16 protein-coding genes are annotated in these 17,877 nt (G+C 52.3%); 2 read left to right on the forward strand and 14 right to left on the reverse strand.

The annotated features are described in order from the left end of the window. Positions 1-54: 54 nt before the first annotated feature. The 8 genes from RHM61_RS03970 to RHM61_RS04005 all read right to left on the reverse strand — a co-directional run bounded on the left by RHM61_RS03970 (position 55) and on the right by RHM61_RS04005 (position 8,708). Complete coding sequence (locus tag RHM61_RS03970; protein WP_322249855.1) at positions 55-1,203, reverse strand: deoxyguanosinetriphosphate triphosphohydrolase; 1,149 nt, start codon at positions 1,201-1,203, stop codon at positions 55-57. A 2-nt stretch (positions 1,204-1,205) separates the two neighbouring features. Next, positions 1,206-2,858 (reverse strand): bifunctional shikimate kinase/3-dehydroquinate synthase AroKB, encoded by a 1,653-nt coding sequence (gene aroKB / locus RHM61_RS03975; RefSeq protein ID WP_322249857.1) that lies wholly within the window; start codon positions 2,856-2,858, stop codon positions 1,206-1,208. A 126-nt stretch (positions 2,859-2,984) separates the two neighbouring features. After that, the gene (locus tag RHM61_RS03980; RefSeq protein ID WP_322249859.1) at positions 2,985-3,566 is read right to left on the reverse strand and encodes a hypothetical protein; all 582 of its coding nucleotides are present in this window, start codon (positions 3,564-3,566) and stop codon (positions 2,985-2,987) included. Positions 3,567-3,618: 52 nt separating this feature from the next. Further along, positions 3,619-5,760, reverse strand: coding sequence for a type IV pilus secretin PilQ (gene pilQ / locus RHM61_RS03985; RefSeq protein WP_322249861.1), 2,142 nt, complete (start codon positions 5,758-5,760; stop codon positions 3,619-3,621). Positions 5,761-5,792: 32 nt separating this feature from the next. Continuing rightward, positions 5,793-6,332: a pilus assembly protein PilP gene (locus RHM61_RS03990; RefSeq protein WP_322249862.1), complete on the reverse strand. Its 540-nt coding sequence runs from the start codon at positions 6,330-6,332 to the stop codon at positions 5,793-5,795. Then, positions 6,329-6,979 (reverse strand): type 4a pilus biogenesis protein PilO, encoded by a 651-nt coding sequence (locus RHM61_RS03995; RefSeq protein WP_322249863.1) that lies wholly within the window; start codon positions 6,977-6,979, stop codon positions 6,329-6,331. Before RHM61_RS03995 ends, RHM61_RS03990 begins: the two co-directional genes overlap by 4 nt. Positions 6,980-7,002: 23 nt before the next feature. Next, positions 7,003-7,632, reverse strand: coding sequence for a PilN domain-containing protein (locus tag RHM61_RS04000; protein WP_322249864.1), 630 nt, complete (start codon positions 7,630-7,632; stop codon positions 7,003-7,005). After that, positions 7,632-8,708 (reverse strand): pilus assembly protein PilM, encoded by a 1,077-nt coding sequence (locus tag RHM61_RS04005; protein WP_322249865.1) that lies wholly within the window; start codon positions 8,706-8,708, stop codon positions 7,632-7,634. Before RHM61_RS04005 ends, RHM61_RS04000 begins: the two co-directional genes overlap by 1 nt. A gap of 357 nt (positions 8,709-9,065) precedes the next feature. Here RHM61_RS04005 and RHM61_RS04010 point away from each other — a divergent pair, with 357 nt between their 5' ends. Next, complete coding sequence (locus RHM61_RS04010; protein WP_322249866.1) at positions 9,066-11,381, forward strand: penicillin-binding protein 1A; 2,316 nt, start codon at positions 9,066-9,068, stop codon at positions 11,379-11,381. Position 11,382: 1 nt separating this feature from the next. Here RHM61_RS04010 and cyaY read toward each other — a convergent pair whose 3' ends face one another. Next, positions 11,383-11,694 (reverse strand): iron donor protein CyaY, encoded by a 312-nt coding sequence (cyaY, locus tag RHM61_RS04015; protein WP_322249867.1) that lies wholly within the window; start codon positions 11,692-11,694, stop codon positions 11,383-11,385. A gap of 65 nt (positions 11,695-11,759) precedes the next feature. Here cyaY and lptM point away from each other — a divergent pair, with 65 nt between their 5' ends. Then, positions 11,760-11,927, forward strand: a complete 168-nt coding sequence (gene lptM, locus RHM61_RS04020; RefSeq protein ID WP_322249868.1) for an LPS translocon maturation chaperone LptM — start codon at positions 11,760-11,762, stop codon at positions 11,925-11,927. Between the two features lie 7 nt (positions 11,928-11,934). On the opposite strand, the gene RHM61_RS04025 is transcribed toward lptM, so the two are convergent. From RHM61_RS04025 to RHM61_RS04045, 5 genes are all read right to left on the reverse strand, one after another. After that, entirely contained in the window at positions 11,935-12,552 is a 618-nt protein-coding gene (locus tag RHM61_RS04025; RefSeq protein WP_322249869.1) for a protein-methionine-sulfoxide reductase heme-binding subunit MsrQ, read from the reverse strand. Positions 12,553-12,586: 34 nt separating this feature from the next. Beyond that, a complete protein-coding gene (gene msrP / locus RHM61_RS04030) occupies positions 12,587-13,567 on the reverse strand; it encodes a protein-methionine-sulfoxide reductase catalytic subunit MsrP (RefSeq protein ID WP_322249870.1) in 981 nt (326 codons plus the stop codon). A gap of 111 nt (positions 13,568-13,678) precedes the next feature. Next, entirely contained in the window at positions 13,679-14,860 is a 1,182-nt protein-coding gene (ccsB, locus tag RHM61_RS04035; RefSeq protein WP_322249871.1) for a c-type cytochrome biogenesis protein CcsB, read from the reverse strand. 52 nt (positions 14,861-14,912) lie between these two features. Then, positions 14,913-17,057, reverse strand: a complete 2,145-nt coding sequence (locus RHM61_RS04040; protein WP_322249872.1) for a cytochrome c biogenesis protein ResB — start codon at positions 17,055-17,057, stop codon at positions 14,913-14,915. An 80-nt stretch (positions 17,058-17,137) separates the two neighbouring features. Further along, positions 17,138-17,806: a c-type cytochrome gene (locus RHM61_RS04045; RefSeq protein WP_322249873.1), complete on the reverse strand. Its 669-nt coding sequence runs from the start codon at positions 17,804-17,806 to the stop codon at positions 17,138-17,140. Positions 17,807-17,877 lie beyond the last annotated feature (71 nt).

Raw genomic sequence — 17,877 nt, forward strand, 5'->3', positions numbered from 1 at the left:
GAAGGCCGGGGTTTCAAACCCTAGTCAGATTTTTGATCAATAAGACGATCGAGACTACATTTCCGCCATGGAAAACAAACGACTGTGCTCGCGTATCGCATAGCGATCGGTCATCCCGGCGATGTAGTCGGCGATCTTTCTGGCCTGTAACTGCGGCCCAGCATCAGCATGGCCGCGTATCTGGTAATCGGGCGGTAACAAGATCGGTTCAGCGATCATGGCTGCGAATAATTCATGCACGATACGGCGCGCTTTCGAAGTCATGCGATTGACTTGGTAATGCCGATACAGGTTTTGATGCAGAAACTGCTTGAGAAGTTTCGCATCCGCATACTGCTGCTCAGAAAAAGCAATCAGCTTGCCCATGCCGCGCACGGCGTCGATGCTGGCAGGCGCGGCGGCGGCAAGCCGCGCCGAGGAGGTACGCGTTAAATCGCTGATGAGGGTATTGATCATGCGCCGTATGGTTTCGGCAATCGCACGCCGCCCTTGCAAACCGGGATAGGCCTGTTCGACTTGATGGCGGTGCCGCGCAAAAAAATCGACTTCCATCAATTGCGCTTCGCTGATCAAGCCGGAACGCAAGCCATCATCGATATCGTGGTTGTTGTAGGCGATCTCATCGGCCAGATTGCATAACTGCGCTTCCAGACTGGGCTGGGTTTTGTCGATGAAGCGCTGGCCGACCGTACCGAGGGCGGCCGCATGCGCCAGCGCGCAGTGTTTGAGTATCCCTTCGCGCGTCTCAAAGCACAGATTGAGGCCATCAAAGGCGGCGTAACGCTCTTCGAGCTGATCGACCACCCTTAGACTCTGCAAATTATGTTCGAAGCCGCCATACGGCTGCATACAGGCATTGAGGGCATCTTGACCGGCATGGCCGAACGGGGTGTGGCCAAGGTCATGGGCTAAGGCGATCGCTTCCACCAAATCTTCGTTCAAACGCAGAGTGCGCGCGACCGAACGGCCGATTTGTGCAACTTCCAAGCTATGCGTGAGGCGAGTACGAAACAAGTCGCCCTCATGGTTGACGAAGACTTGGGTTTTATATTCGAGGCGACGAAACGCTGAACTATGAATGATGCGGTCACGGTCACGTTGAAATTCGCTGCGCGTGGCCGGGGCCGGCTCAAGAAAAAGCCGCCCTCGCGAACTCGCAGATTGGGCGGCATAGGGTGCCAAATGTTGGTCAGAGAGGCGCATTGCTAAGGTGAGATACAGTGTTGTATGGTTTCTAAGAGAATTTTTTCCGGTACATGACTGATAATGGCCGTACCCAACGGTTTGAGCAAGATGAATTTGATTTGCCCCCCCTCGTTTTTTTTATCGACTTCCATCAACTCTAACCAACGCTGCGGGCCGAGGTCTGGTGCGATCACCGGCAAGCCAGCCGCTTCGACCAATTGCTTCAAGCGGGTTTTGCTGACGTAATCGAGGTGGCCTAAGCGAAATGACAATTCCGCCGCCATCACCATGCCGCAACCAACCGCGGCACCATGTAACCAGGCACCGTAGCCGAGGCCAGACTCGATGGCATGACCGAAGGTGTGGCCGAAATTCAAAATCGCACGTAAGCCACCTTCACGCTCATCTTGCCGCACTACATCGGCTTTGATTTCGCAGGAACGCACCACCACATGGGCCAGCGCCTGCGGATCTTTGGCGCGCAATTGCACCATGTTTTCTTCCAGCCAAGCAAAGAAGGCCAGATCGATGATCGCCCCATGCTTGATGACTTCGGCCAAACCGGCCGACAATTCGGCATCGGGCAAACTGTTGAGGCTGCTGATATCGGCGATGACTGCCTGCGGTTGATAAAACGCCCCTATCATGTTCTTACCAAGCGGATGATTGATACCGGTTTTTCCACCGACCGAGGAATCCACTTGTGAGAGTAAAGTCGTGGGCATTTGCACAAATGGCACGCCGCGCATATAAGTCGCCGCGGCAAAGCCAGTCATGTCGCCGACCACGCCGCCACCGAGCGCGAGCAAAGTGGTTTTGCGGTCGCACTTATGCGTGAGCAAATGATCAAAAATCAAATTCAGGCTATCCCAAGTTTTATAGGCTTCGCCATCGGGTAAAATCACTGCGCTGACTTCTTTTCCAATTTGCTTCAAGGCACTACTGAGGCGCGCCAGATACAAAGGTGCAACCACGGTATTCGTCACGATGACGATGCGGCTAGCGCTGATTTTATGTGCCAACACGGCCACATCATCGAGCAGGGCCGGGCCGATCACAATGGGATAGCTGCGCTCGGCAAGATCGACGTGGAGGTGTTGACAGGATTGGGGGCCGACAGAGTGCATACGCTGAGTGTAAGTTTCAAACGCGGCCTGTTCATGCGATTTCGGTAACTTGTCGACAATATTCTGTACCAAGTACTGAACATTAGGACGACCGGTTTCGATGATCAGATGGGCCGCTTGTTGGTATAAGGGATGGCGTTGGGCTTCGAGTTCTTCGAGCTTTTTGCGCGGATCGGCGGTACGTAATAAGGGACGGTTTTTATCGTTGCGGGTACGCTGCAAGATACTGTTAATGCCGGCACGCAAGTAGACGACGGTACCGCGTTCATGCAAATAACGCCGACTGTCAGGGTCGAGTACCGCGCCACCGCCGGTGGCCAGCACGATATCGTCCTGCGCCGTCAAATCACGGATGACTTCGGCTTCGCGCTGACGAAAACTGGCCTCGCCTTCGATTTCGAAAATCACCGGAATACTCACGCCGGTGCGCGCCTCGATTTCGTGGTCAGAATCGAAAAATCGTTTATTGAGCTTTCTGGCCAGTGCGCGCCCGACGGTTGTCTTGCCGGAGCCCATCAAACCAACTAAAAAAATATTGCCAGACATTTCAAAAAAATCCCGGGTAAAAAAATTGAAGCGACTCATCACCGAGAAAATCGCCGTGATAGCAATGATACCGCCAAGCCTGGGCGCGGGCTTGGCGATCTGCAGCAAGCTGCAACAATCAGCGGCTTACTGTACCGTGATGGCGACAGCGACCAGATTAGTAATACCATCCGACACTTGAATATTGGCCGTACCGACCGCTAAGGCCTGCAGTTGGAAACTACCATCGGAATTGAACACCACGCTGACAACACTGGTGTTGCTACTGACCACAGCATACTGTCCGGTGCCGCCGCTGGCATAATACTTTTGCGAAATAGTACCGATTGGCAAGACCGACGCCACCAAATTACTGCTCAAAGGCAAACCGGTACTAAGTGTGGCATTGATAGTCAGTTTCGTACCGGCTGAGTCAGTCACGGTAATTTGCGAACTACCGGTGCCGACCGCATTGATCGTCATGTTCGTACCGTTACCTGTGAGCGTCACCGTCGCCGCACCGGTGCTGCTGCTGACAAAATACGGGCTCACGCCACCGCCTATGATATAGGACTGACTCGTCCCAGGCAAGATTGTCACATTCGCCGCCGCCGTCGTATACAACGGTGCTTTCGGCGACGTCGCACCGGGTGAACCACCACCGCCGCCGCAGGCAGTAAGCAAGGAAAGGACCAGCAAGCTCATCAAGACCCGAAAATACGTCATCATCAACACCTATTCTAAGTACAGTTTTAATAAAAAATAAATACTCGCTGCCGTCTTACTTGGCACCGAAGCGATCGGTCATGATTTTCGGTGTAATGAAAATCAACAATTCCGTCTTGTTATTGATACGACCGGTAGTCTTGAATAAGTTGCCAAGCACGGGCAAATCACCGAAAAATGGGATCTTGGTCACATTATCGGATTCGGTCTGTTGATAGATACCACCAAGCACCACGGTGCCGCCGTTTTCTACCAAGACCATGGTCTTGACTTCCTTGGTATCGATGGCAAAGCCCATCGTGGTTTGTTGGCCGACGCTGTCTTTATGCACTTCCACATCGAGAATGACGTTGCCATCTGGCGTAATTTGCGGCGTCACTTCGAGGCGCAGAGTTGCCTTACGGAAGGCGATCGAGGTCGCACCGCTGGACGTTGCTACTTGATAAGGCAATTCTGTACCTTGTTCAATCAAGGCTTTCAATTGATCGGCCGTAACGACGCGCGGACTGGAAATAATCTTACCCTTGCCATCGGCTTCGAGTGCCGACAACTCAAGGTTGAGGAAACGGTTGGCAGCGGAAGAGAACAAACTGACCGCGACGCTGCCTGGACTCAAACCGCCGATGCCGGTTGCCGGTAAATTAACGAATTGAGAATTCGGTGTGTAACTGCTGCTGGTCAACGCCGCTTGCCCGGTTTGCTCACCAACACCCTGATAGTTTCCAGTCAAACCAACCCGTGTATTTCCCGCCACACTGTAACCGGCATTCCCACCATTTACCCCGCGCAAATCGGTGAAACCGAGTTTGGCACCAAGATTTTTACTGAAGGTATCATCGGCTTCGACGATACGGGCTTCAATCAACACCTGCTTGGAGGCGATATCAGTCTTTTGTATCAGCTTGCGAACTTCTTCAATTTTCGAAGGAATATCGGTGATGAACAATTGATTGGTACGCGGCTCGATCACGGCGCTGCCGCGCTTCGACAGCAAGCGATTGGTCGAGGAGCCATCGACCCCGAACACTTGCTTGAATGCTTCAGCTTTCTGGTAATTGAGCTGAAATGATTCCGTTCTCAAAGGCTCGAGTTCGGCGATCTGGGCTTTTTGCTCCAACTCCAACTTCTCTTTGGTCAACAATTCATCTTTCGGGGCGATCCAAATGACATTGCCATTTTTGCGCATGTCCAAGCCCTTGATTTGCATGATGTTATCGAGCGCCTGATCCCATGGCACATCTTTCAAACGCAAAGTAATCGTACCGACCACCGAGTCGCTGGCGATGACATTCAAACCGCTGACTTCGGCAATAATTTGTAAGATGGCGCGTACTTCGATATTTTGGAAGTTGAATGACAAACGCTCACCGCGATAGCCTTGTGTACCTTGCGTCAACTTATTCAAATCTTCTTTGATCGGTTTCACTTCCAAGATAAATTGGGTATCGCTCTGATACGAGCTTTGCTCCCACAAACCCTTAGGCTCAACCAGCATCTGCACATTTTCACCGGACGGCGTGGTTGTCACGGTTTGCACGGGCGAACCGAAATCGGCCACATCCAATTTTTTCCGCAAGACTTCCGGCAAGCCGACTTTAAGGAAATTGACAAAGATCTTTTGCCCTTGTTGGCGCACATCAACCGCAATTTGATTGAATGGCAAATCGACGACAATTCTTCCTTCGCCAGCGATACCGCGGCGGAAATCGATATCACGCAACATGGCTTTGCCACTCGTCGGTACCGCGCTCTCGCTCTGCACTGGCAAGCCTTGCGAGCTGACCGCTGTTGCCACACCGCCAGAACCATCGATGGTGATGATCAGATATTTGCCTTCAATCGTGGAAGCATAATTGAGCGGCTTACTCATGTTGAAGATCATGCGCGAGCGACCGCTGGCCTCGACCAAGGTGGCCGAACGGACATCACCGATATTGATGTCAACGCTGGTCTTGCCGGTTTGATTCACCGTTTCAGGAAAATCAAGGGCGATCCGGGCTGGGCTGGCGATGGAGAAACCGACTGGCATTTTGCTCAGTGCCGTGTGCAAGCCGACCTTGACGATGACATTCGCACCCTGCTGATAAGCGACCACCGATTCGATACTATTGGACTCGGCGTAGGCGGACTGCGTGAGTGCCAGAATAAGCAGTGCACAGCTGATCAGCCCTGCTCTGAAACCGGTGAATAAAAACATGACGCCCCTTTTAATTGTAGTTATCAACGCATTCATTTCGTACTCTCCTGCAACTCAAGCTTGACATTACGCTCGACCCACTCGCCGGCCGCGTCTTGAACGATTTCTTTGATTTCAATTGCCGAATCAGTGATTTGCGTGATCAAACCGAAATTTTGACCGATATAGCCACGCGCCTTGGCTTGATACACCGTTTTATCCGACTGCACCAGGCCGATTCGCAACCCGGCCTTTTCTACCGTACCAACCATTTTCAGCGTATCGAGCGGAAACGCCTCAAGGGCTTCGCGTCGGCGATCCATATCGGGCCGCAAACCGTTGCTATTGTCGTTTTTTATACGCGCCAACACCACCAGCAATTTGTCGGCATTGAAAGGATCGATCTGATCCTTGCCTTGATACGACACCGGCACATAAATTTTCGGCGGCACCAGCTTGGGGATGGAGAGCTTGGTGTCTTTCTTGACCGTCGCCATCCATTCAGCCAATTCGGCACTGCTATTGTCGGAACAAGCCGACAGCACGCCAAGCGCAATGAGCAGACAGGCTATTCTTGAAAAGTTGAATATCATTTCTTCACAGCCTTTTTCAAATTCGCTTGAGCCAGTACTTCATCTTTATCCAGATAGCGAAAAGTCTTGGCGACCACGTCGAGTGTGAGCAAACCGTCTTTATTGGTCGAAACGCTCAAATTATTGAGCGTCACAATCCGCGGCAATTTGGCGATATCGGCGACGAACTCACCAAGATCGTGGTAGCTGCCATTAAGTTTAATTTCAATCGGCAACTCGGCATAGTAATCTTTAACGATCGCCCCACCCGGTTTGAACGAGTCAAATTGTAAACCACGGCCGGTACCGGCTTGATTGATGTCCGATAACAAGGCATCCATCTCGGCTTTGCTTGGCAATTGCTTTTCCATCGTCGCCACGTATTGCTGCACCAAGCCACGCTGATCAATGAGGGCATCGAGATTAATCGCTTGCTGCATCTTGTCTTTGTAATCCTGCTTGAGCTTGACTTCTTCTTGTACTTTTTGATTGATCTCGTCGGTTTGCCCATCCCAATACACAAACCAGCCGGCGATGAGCACGACCACCAAGACCAGCAAGGCCGCAGCAGCGCGCGGCGCAATCGGCCACAGTCCAGGGTGCAGTCCGTTCAAGTCACGAAACTGTCCGCTGATATCGTCAAACACTTCCTGCACGTTAATTGCCATTCCCGACCTTCTCGTTTTTAATCTTAATTAGCCGCAGGCACAGTCTTGGCCGGCTTACCGGTTTCTGCAGTCGCCGAAGCAGCTTCATCTTTTTCACGCGGACGCTTGATACCGACATTGATAGAGAAATCCGACACCTTCTTGGAATCGCGACCCTGACCGATACCGGCCGAATGGATATCGATCAAGTCGGGCTTGACCATCCACTCCGATTTATTGCCGAGGTTGCGAATGAATTCCGCCACGCGCTCTTGTGACTGCGCATAGCCATTCAAGGTCACCCTTTGTCCATCTTGCTTGAGCGAGCGCAGATACACGCCTTCCGGGGTGTACTTGACCAATTCATCAAGCAAAAATACCGGCTGGTTACGATCACCCTGCAAATCTTCGACCGCTTGTTGACGTGCTTTCAGAGAAGCGATTTCTTGCCGCAAATTGGCAATTTCTTTGATTTTTTCATCGAGCTTATCGTTGGCCGCCTTGATGTAGTTGACGCGATCAGTTTGCAGCGCGATTTCGCGCGCATTGATGGCACCGATGACGACAATGAGCAAAGCACCGACTATCGATGCCAGCAGCAGCAAAGAGTAAAAATTTTTGATCAGTTGCTTACGCTTTTCTTCCCGATGCGGCAGCAGATTAATTTTTATCATCAGCCGAATCTCCGCAATGCCAGGCCACAAGCGACCGTATAGGCCGTCGCATCATTGCGCAAAGCCTTTTCATTGACACCCGGGGCCAACTCCATGCCCTTGAAGGGACTGAGCACGGCGGTGGAAATCTTGGTGCGTTCAGCGACGATATCAACCAAGCCAGTCAGAACGGCACAGCCGCCGGTCAGAAAAATCTGGTCGACGCGCGTGTAGGGCGTGGAAGTAAAGAAGAATTGTATGGCGCGCGTGACTTCGAGCGCGGCGTTTTCCAGAAACGGTTCGAGCAACTCCATCTCGTAACTGTCCGGCAGCTCACCGTTTTTCTTTTTCAATTCCGCTTCTTCCTGTGACAAACCGTAATTGCGGACGATATCTTGAGTCAACTGGCTACCGCCGAATTGCTGCTCGCGCTCATAAATGACTTCACCGTTGAGCATGATATAGATGTAAGTGCGTTTTGCGCCGATCTGAAAGATCGCATAAATCTGTTCGCGGCCGCCGTTGGCTTGCTTTTCTATCAGGCGCTGCATAGCCGAGCGGGCAGCATACGATTCCACATCCATGACCTTGGCTTGCAAACCAGAAGCCTGCGCTACCGCGACGCGGTCTTCAATTTTTTCTTTGCGCGAGGCCGCCAGCATGACTTCTACATCTTCCGGATTAAGCGCCGGACCAATAACGCAGAAATCGAGGCTGACCTCATCCATGGAAAAGGGAATATACTGACTCGCTTCCGACTCCACCTGCACTTCCAGCGATTGCTCGCTCAAGGCGGCCGATAAAAATATTTTCTTGGTAATCACCGCGGCGGCAGGCATGGCGAGTGCGACATTTTTTGCAGTGGCACCACTCTTTTTGAGTAATTTTCGTATCGCTTCAGAAACTTGGTCGATATTTTCGATGTTACCATCTTGAATCGCACCTTTAGGCAATGGTTCGGACGCGTAGCGTTCCAGTCGGTATGCCTTATTACTGCCTTCAGACAATTCCACCAGCTTAATATCGAACGAACTGATGTCCAAACCGATAAGAGGCGGGTTTTTTCTGCCCAGCAGTGATGCAAAATCGATAGCCAAGAATATCCCCTCATAAACACGCCAGTGTGTTCTGCTTACAAATTGAAACAAAGTGCTTTACCTAAAGCACTAAATTTAAAAAAATCTCTTTAAAAACCGCTATTTACGAGACAATGATCCAAGCTTACATGAAATGCTAGCAACTTCAACTGCTTTGGTAAAGGAATTTCCTTGGAGCACATTCAGATAACGTTGCCAAATCTCCACTCTTGCGACATTTCCATCGATAAGTTGACTTATAAGTAATTTGACCTCCTGAATTCAATGTTTCAGGCTACGCAAGCTTTTGTGCGCAAGCAGAAAATCCAGTGGCACACACCGGTATAATGCGGCTTGCGATTGTTACAGAATGAAACCATGTCCGATAAAGAAAACCCAGCAGCTTCGAAATCCAAACACCCGACAGCGACCAAAGCCAGCCCGCTCAAGCGTTTTTTGCTCGCTACTTGCGGCGTGCTGTTCGGTCTCGGCGTGGCCGCGGCCCTGATCATCGGCTTCGCGCTGACGATGGCTTACCCGAACCTGCCGGAACTCGATTCGATCACCAGCTACAAACCGAAAATGCCCTTGCGCATTTTTACCGCTGACAATGTACTCATCGGCGAATTCGGTGAAGAGCGCCGCAATGTCGTGCGTCTCGATCAAATTCCGGAAATCATGAAGAAAGCCGTGTTGGCCATTGAGGATGACCGTTTTTACGAACATGGCGGCGTCGATTATCTCGGTATTACCCGCGCGGTACTGCACAATCTGACCGGCGGGGCCAAGCAAGGCGCCTCCACCATTACCCAGCAAGTGGCACGCAACTTCTTTCTGTCCAGCGAACAAACCTTCAAACGCAAGATTTATGAAATCTTGCTGGCTTGGAAAATTGAGAAAAATCTCAATAAAGACCAGATCCTCGAAGTATATATGAATCAAATTTACCTCGGTCAGCGCGCCTATGGTTTCGCCTCGGCCGCGCAGATTTACTTTGGTAAAAACATCAAAGATCTGACGATTGCCGAAGCCGCTATGTTGGCCGGCCTACCAAAAGCGCCTTCAGCCTACAATCCGGTGGCCAATCCGAAACGTGCAGCCGTGCGTCAGCAATACATCCTGCAACGCATGCATCAACTCCGTTACATCACCACAGAGCAGTTCGAGCAAGCCAAAAACGAAGAACTGCATACCAAAACCGACAGCAGCGCCTTCGGCATCCATGCCGAATATGTGTCGGAGATGGCACGTCAGTTGGTCTACGAACAATTTAAGGAAGAGACGTATACGCGCGGCCTCAACGTCTACACCACCATCACCAAAGCCGACCAAGATGCCGCCTACCTGTCATTACGACGCGGCGTGATGGAATATGAAAAGCGCCATGGCTATCGCGGCCCGGAAGCCATCATCGATATCCCGGAAGGGAAAGAAGCGGCCGACGATGCAATAGAAAAAGCACTGGCTGAGCGCAGCAACAGCGACGATCTGCAAGTCGCGATGGTGCTCGAAGCGAGCCCCAAGGCAGTGCGTGCGGTGCTGGCTGACGGCGAAGAAATCGCCATCGGTGAAACCGGCGTGAGTTTTGTCAGCAGCGGCTTATCGGCGAAAACCCCGGCCAACAAACGCATCCAGCGTGGCGCAGTGATACGGGTCATGCTGGAAGGGAAGAACTGGATCATCACCCAAATGCCGGAAGTCCAATCGGCCTTCGTTTCAGCCAGCACGACCGACGGTGCCATCAAGGCACTGGTTGGCGGCTTCGATTACAACCTCAACAAGTTCAATCACGTCACCCAAGCATGGCGTCAGCCGGGTTCGAGCTTCAAGCCTTTCATTTATTCCGCTTCACTGGAAAAAGGCTTGTCGCCATCGACCATCATCAACGATGAGCCAATCAGGTTCGATGCCGGACAAACCGGTGGTCAAGCTTGGGAACCAAAGAATTACGACGGCAAATACGATGGTCCGATGACCATGCGCCGAGGTTTGATGAAATCAAAAAATATGATTTCGATTCGTATCTTGCATAAAATCGGTGCCAAATATGGTCAGGAATACACCACCCGTTTCGGTTTTCTGCCAGAGAAAAATCCGCCCTACTTGACGCTGGCTCTCGGTGCCGGTGCTACCACGCCGCTGCAGATGGCCGGTGCCTATGCGGTGTTTGCCAACGGTGGTTACAAAATCAACCCCTACCTGATCAGTAAAATTACCGAAACCAATGGCCAAGTCTTGGTACGCGCCACACCTGAACAGGCCGGCAATGAAAGCAACCGCGTGATCGATGAGCGCAATGCCTTCCTCATGGACAGCATGCTCAAGGATGTAGTGCGTTCCGGTACGGCGGCCAAAGCCATGGTACTCAAGCGTCCGGATCTGGCCGGCAAGACCGGCACCACCAATGACTCCTTCGATGCCTGGTTCGCCGGCTATCAAGCCAAACTGGTGGCCATTGCTTGGATAGGATTTGATCAACCGCGCAATCTCGGTAATCGCGAGACCGGCGGCGGTTTGGCGCTGCCGATCTGGATCGGGTATATGCAAAAAGCCTTGAAAGATTTACCGATAGAAGAACGGCCTGTACCTAGCGGCATCATGTCTGCCGGCGGTGATTTTTACTACGTGGAAAACCCACCCGGTACCGGTGTGACCGATCTGCTGGCGGCACCGGCGAGCATGATCGACGAATAGCTCAGCGGCCTTGTTCGGCACCCAGCGTCGCCAAGGTCGCAAACAGTTCACTGCCGTCGCGCGTATTGTTCCAGTGCAGACCATCGTATTTATAATGGAAACCGCCGCTGCGCGCAGCCAGCCACATTTCCTGCATAGGCGCTTGGCTGTTGACGATCATTTTCGAGCCATTATTGACAAATTCTATCGTCAAGACATTGCCACTGCGGCTGCATTCGACATCGAGTTCATCGTTGTCGAATGCGGTTTCAAATATTTCTTGTACCTGCGCGAGACAAGTCTCGGCAAGGACCATGAATTCGGATTCAGTCATGCTACACTCCTTGGCATTGATTCACACTAAAAACGCCATTCTATACGGTGTTTACCTAATCCAAGATGCGTACACTGATTTCCACCCTGCTGTTGCTGGCCCTACTGTCCGCTTGCGGCCAAAAAAGCCCCTTGTTCCTGCCGAAAATTCCACCGGCCGCCACGCCTACCACGCCGCCCGCTGCCAAAGCTGCCACGCCGGCTGCCGCCGTGCCCGATACGCTGACAAAATAGTCAAGACTCAAGCAGCAAGTCTATGACCTGAGCGCCACTTCCACCACAGCCGCAGTGCCAGCAAGCTCAGCACCAGCAGCGCAAACAAGAGCGGTTGCACCAGATCGTGTTTGCCAGCTTTCATCCAGTAAAAATGCAGCACTGCCAGCAGGCTGATCGGATAAATCAACTTATGCAGCCACTGCCAGCGCTTGCCGCCGAGGCGTTTGATCATGCCATTGGTGCTGGTCGCGGCCAAGGGCAGCAGTGCGACGAAAGCCAGAAACCCGACTGTGATGAATGGCCGTTTGACGACATCGGCCCACATCTCTTCGATATCAAAGAAGTGATCGAACCAAAAAAATGTCAGGAAATGCAGACTGGCGTAAGAAAAAGTATACAAACCCAGCATACGACGCCAGCCTATCAGCCAATTCCACCCCGACAATTTGCGCAAGGGGGTGATGGCCAAGGTAAAGCACAGAAAATACAAGGTCCAATCACCGCTGTTACGGGTAATGAATTCGACCGGATTGGCACCTAAGCGGCCCTGCAAGGCAAACGCCACGAGACGCACGAAGGGCAAGAGTGCCAGAAAAAACAGCGCCAACTTCAAGCGCTTTTGGTGTTGTTGAGTGAGATGCATGGAATGTTCCCGCCGTGCCTGCGCGGGCGGTCAATTAAAAGAATTTTTTCAAGTCCATCCCGGTATACAGGGATGCCACCTCAGGATAACCGTTGAACATCAGTGTTTTGCGTTTGCGTGCGAACAAACCATCTTCGCCTATGCGTCGCTCGCTCGCCTGCGACCAGCGCGGATGATCGACGCTGGGATTAACGTTGGAATAAAAGCCGTATTCGTTCGGCGCCGTCAGATTCCATGCCGTGCGCGGTTGATCACGCGTGAAGCGGATTTTAACAATCGACTTGGCTGACTTGAAGCCGTATTTCCAAGGCAAGACCATGCGTACCGGTGCGCCATTCTGGTTCGGCAAAACCTCGCCATACATGCCGAAACTCAGCAGCGCCAGCGGATGCATCGCCTCATCGAGCCGTAAACCTTCAACATATGGCCATTCCAGCACCGGACTGCGCTGCCCCGGCATCTGTTTCTTATCTTCGAGCGAAATGAATTCCACATACCGGGCATTCCCGGTCGGTTCGACTTTCTTGATCAAATTGGCCAAGGAATAGCCTATCCACGGAATCACCATCGACCAGCCTTCCACACAGCGCAAACGATACACGCGCTCTTCCAGCGGGGCCAGCTTGAGCAAGCTGTCGAGATCGAGCACCATCGGTTTTTTGACTTCCCCTTCTATGCTGACCATCCACGGATGGGTGCGCAGGGAACCGGCGGTTTGCGCCGGGTCGGCCTTGTCGGTGCCGAATTCGTAAAAATTATTATAGGTGGTGGCGTCTTTGTACGGCGTTTTTTGCTCCATCAGCGCATAGGCCGGGTTGCCGAGCGCGGCCAGCTTGCGCGCTGTGGCACTCTGCGCGAAGGCTTCGCGATTCGCCATTTCCAGTACTGCAGCGCTGGCGATAGACCCAAGCGCGATCTGGCGGATGAAGTCGCGCCGACCTTCAAACACGGCGCGCGGCGTGATTTCAGAAGACAGCGGGGTCGCCTGGTCAGCGGCAGTGGTTTTGATCAGCATACGTAACTCCTTGGTGAGCGTGAGGGTAAATATCGGAGCGACGCTCGGCGATATAGCCGTCAGTTTCTCATGAGTCGCACAAACCTGCTGATCCTTACACGCGCGGCGGAATTATAAGGTGCCGTAAGAGTGCAAACCAGACAAAAACATATTGACCCCCAAGAAAGCGAAGCTGGTCACCAGCAAACCGACCAGTGCCCACCAAGCCGCCACTTGCCCACGCAAACCCTTCATCAAACGCATATGCAACCAAGCGGCATAGTTGAGCCAGACAATCAAAGCCCAGGTCTCTTTCGGATCCCACGACCAATAGCCGCCCCAGGCGTCAGCCGCCCACAGCGCGCCGAGTATGGTGGCGATGGTGAAAAAGGCAAAGCCGACCGCGATGGCCTTGTACATCACATCATCGAGTACTTCGAGCGATGGCAAACGATCGGCCAGATAACCTTTATCCTTGAGCAGGTAGGCCACCCCGACCATAGCCGCCAGCGAAAAAGTACCGTAGCCGATGAAATTGGCCGGCACGTGAATCTTCATCCACCAGCTTTGCAAGGCCGGCACCAGCGGTTGAATTTCGGCGGCATCGCGCGACACCGTGTACCACAACAAAAAAGCGACGGCAGCCGAAATGACCAGCAAGACAAAAGCACCAAGCTGGCGCGTGGCATATTGTTGCTCGTAATACAAGTAGAACAATGCCGTGATCATCGAGAACAGAATGAACACTTCATACAGGTTCGACACCGGAATATGGCCGACGTCGGCACCCACCAGATACGACTCATACCAACGCACCAGCATGCCGGTAAAGCCCATGATCACCGCGGCCCAGCATAGCAGCGACCCGATCGAGGTACCGAAATCTGAGCGTCTGAGCAAGCCGCCCCAATAAAAGATGGTCGCCAGAAAAAACAGCAGGCTCATCCACAGTATCGCCGACTGGCTCGACAACAGATACTTGAGAAGAAACTTTTGGTTCGCAGCGTCTAAAGAACCGCCATATAGGTGGATGGCATACAGACTGGTGAGCGCCAAGACCGCGATGAGCCAACGTACCGGCTTCCAATACCAGCCCAAGCAAGCAAAGGTGGGCGCGGCCAGCAGCAGTATCGCTTGTTCATAGACATCCATATGCGTACCGAAACGGTTCAGTGCAAACAGCGCCGCCATGCTGAGCACTACCGCATACAGCCAGTCGAGCACCGTCAGACGCTGAAAAAAACTCTGGTACGGCGTGTATTCGGGTGTGGCTTCCGGTGTTACATCCTGTATTACTTCATGTGTGACTTGCATTTTCATCCCCTGTGCCCGTGAGGGCGCACGATTAATATTCTGCCATGCCAAATCAAGGCTGGGCCGAGCCGGTGAGTTGCCTCAATTGCAGTCTCAACTGGGCGAATTCTTTTTCAAAATCGAGCGTTTTACGCTGTGAACTCAAGGCCATCATGAGTTGCGTCCCCTCGCCATCATCTTTGAGCCAAATCCATAAGCGCCGCTCGCGGATGTAAAACATGGAAAAGACACCAAGCACCAACAACAAGCACCCGAAGTAGACCACATTCTTGCCCGGCGAACGCGTCACCTGCAATACCGAGGCCTTGATCTCTTCATATTGCTGCAATTGCAGGTACACCGGCGCGCCATAAAAATACGCGTCCGACAGCGCCGCTGTGGCCAATTGCAAGAAGCGGCCATGTTTTTCAGACAGTTCCAGTGCCGGCAAATGATCGTGTTCGCGCGCCACCATCCACAAGTCCCACAGACTGCCGTTGAATATTTTCATGAACACATCGGCTGCCTTGCCTTGCTCGGCGGCTGGAATTTTTTCCAGAAACTGCGAAATCGCGACAAATCCAGCCACTTGGCCAGTCCCGGCAAAAATAGCCAGACTCTTTTCTGCCGATTCTGCCAGTTGTGCCTGCAATTGCGCTGCGGCAGGAGTGCTGTTCGACATCGCCCGCAAGGCATAGCGATGCGCGGCTTCGGCACGCCAAGTTGCTTGCATCAGCGCCGCACGCAAACGCATCCACTCTTGCACACTATCCTTATCATCGGCCGGAATCCGCAGATAACGGAAGGCATCGGCCGGTGAATCACGCGTGCCGGCCAGGAACATGTACTCACCGTCGATCAGCATGGACTGCATGTAATTATTGAATTCGCGTGCCTGCCCAGTTTTATCACGCAATTTGTACTGCACGCTGGCACCGACGTTTTTCAATTCCTTGTTGTTGGCATTCTTCGCGGCCGAACCGAGATGGCGTTGCAAATCCGTGCTCAACTGTTGATTGAAGCTTTTGCCGCTATTCACGGCGCGTACATCGGCGCCATTTCTTGCCATATTCTCCACATTAAATGGTCGAAAACCGGACCACTCTATCGTCAAGTCCTGGCCATTCTGTCCCGGAAACGGTGTACTGCCGCCGACTTCGCCACGTACTGGCGTCGCTTGTAAGGCCGTACCCGTCATTGGAAAAGCGGCCAATTTGAGGCGACTGCCACCGTCTTCAAAGCTGGACTGATACAGTGCCACGCCTTTGTAGATCAGCGGATGATTGACTTCAATGGTAGAAGAAAAGCTCTTACCGCTTGCATGATCGAGAATTTCCACATCGCTGGCGAATAATTTGGGCATGCCGGTGCTGTAAAAATCGATGGTGAATTTTTTCAGTTTGATGGTAAACGGCAAATCCTGAATGAAGACCCCGCTCTGTTGAGCGATGATAGCCGTATTGCTGCTGGCCCCTTCCGGTATCATGGTATTGCCACGAAAGGTAGGATTGGACAGCGCTAAACGATGCTTGGCCGGTATGTCCGCGATAATGCCATTGCCATCAAACGGTACCTTGCCCATGAACCATTGCTGAAAACGGATAGGCATTTCGGAATCGAGCATGCCGCCAACGCAAATGATGACAATCGCGCTATGCGCAAAAATATAACCCCATTTATTCGCCGCACCCTGTTTGGCAGCAATCAAGCTCGCCCCATCTTTGTCGACAATCTTGCTACGGTAACCGACGCGCGTCAAATGCGCGGTCAAGCGCGCCAACACCTGGGTACGGCTATGTTCACTACGCCAGGCATCCTTATGCCGAAAATTACGCAGTGATTGCTCACGCACGTTTTCACGCCAACTGCGCATATCTTTGAGCATTTTCGGTGTATTGCGTATCAGACACAAACTCGTCGACAGCACCAAAAACGCCATGATCAGTAAAAACCACCAAGACGAATACAGGCCATAGAGACTCAAGCTTTTGAATACCTCGAACCAAAACGGACCGAATTGATTGACATAATTCGGCATAGGCTCGTTTTGCTTGAGCACGGTGCCGATCACGGAAGCAATGGCAATGAGACTGAGTAAGCTGATGGCAAAGCGCATGGAGGATAATAATTCCACGGCATCGGCCAGCCAAACACGACGCGTTTTCAGCTCCACGCCGCCTGTATCTGTGATCAACTCGGGATCGGTGTTGTTATCCATACTGCTCCGAAAATACTTAAAAAAAAAGGGAATGGCACGCGCCACTCCCTCCGTTCATTCGCTGCGCTGACTGAGTTAAATTATTTCAATCCGGCGATGTAATCAGCCACGGCCTTCATTTCATCATCCGACATTTTCTTGGCGATGCTCAGCATTTGCGCGCTGTTTTTGCGTGCACCGGTACGGAAATTGGTCAATTGTGCGAGCGTGTAATCTTGATGCTGACCAGCGATACGCGGGAATTGCGCCGGGATACCGGCACCGTTAGGGCTATGACAGCCGGCGCAAGCCGGTACATTCTTCTCGGCGATACCACCGCGATAAATTTGCTTGCCAAGTTCAACGATCTGGGCATTTTTTGCTGCACCCGGGGTGGACTTCTGCATTGACAAGTAAGCGCCCAGATTTTTCATATCTTCCGGGGTGAGCGCTTTGGCAAACGTGCTCATGATAGGATTAACTCTATCCGGACCGGCAAAATTGCTGAGCTGTTTAACAATATAGGCATCATGCTGGGCCGATAATTTCGGGTTCACGCTGATGGTCGAATTGCCAGCAGCGCCATGACATGAGATACAGGCGATAATCCCGCGTGCCGCGTCACCATTGACAAACAGTGCCTCGCCCTTGGCCGGGTCAGCTTTGGCCGACTGGACTTCGGCGTTGGCATAAGCGACGGAAGCGAAAGAAGACAAGGCCAAAACGGCGATGCTGAGGGACTTAAATAATGGCAAGAAAGCACGGTTCATTCATACACCCTGAGACTAAATAAAAGAAATCTGCCCTGATGGCGCGACCTTGGGAAATGGCACGACAAACA

It is taken from the genome of Undibacterium sp. CCC3.4, from assembly GCF_034347425.1.
Taxonomy (GTDB): domain Bacteria; phylum Pseudomonadota; class Gammaproteobacteria; order Burkholderiales; family Burkholderiaceae_D; genus Undibacterium.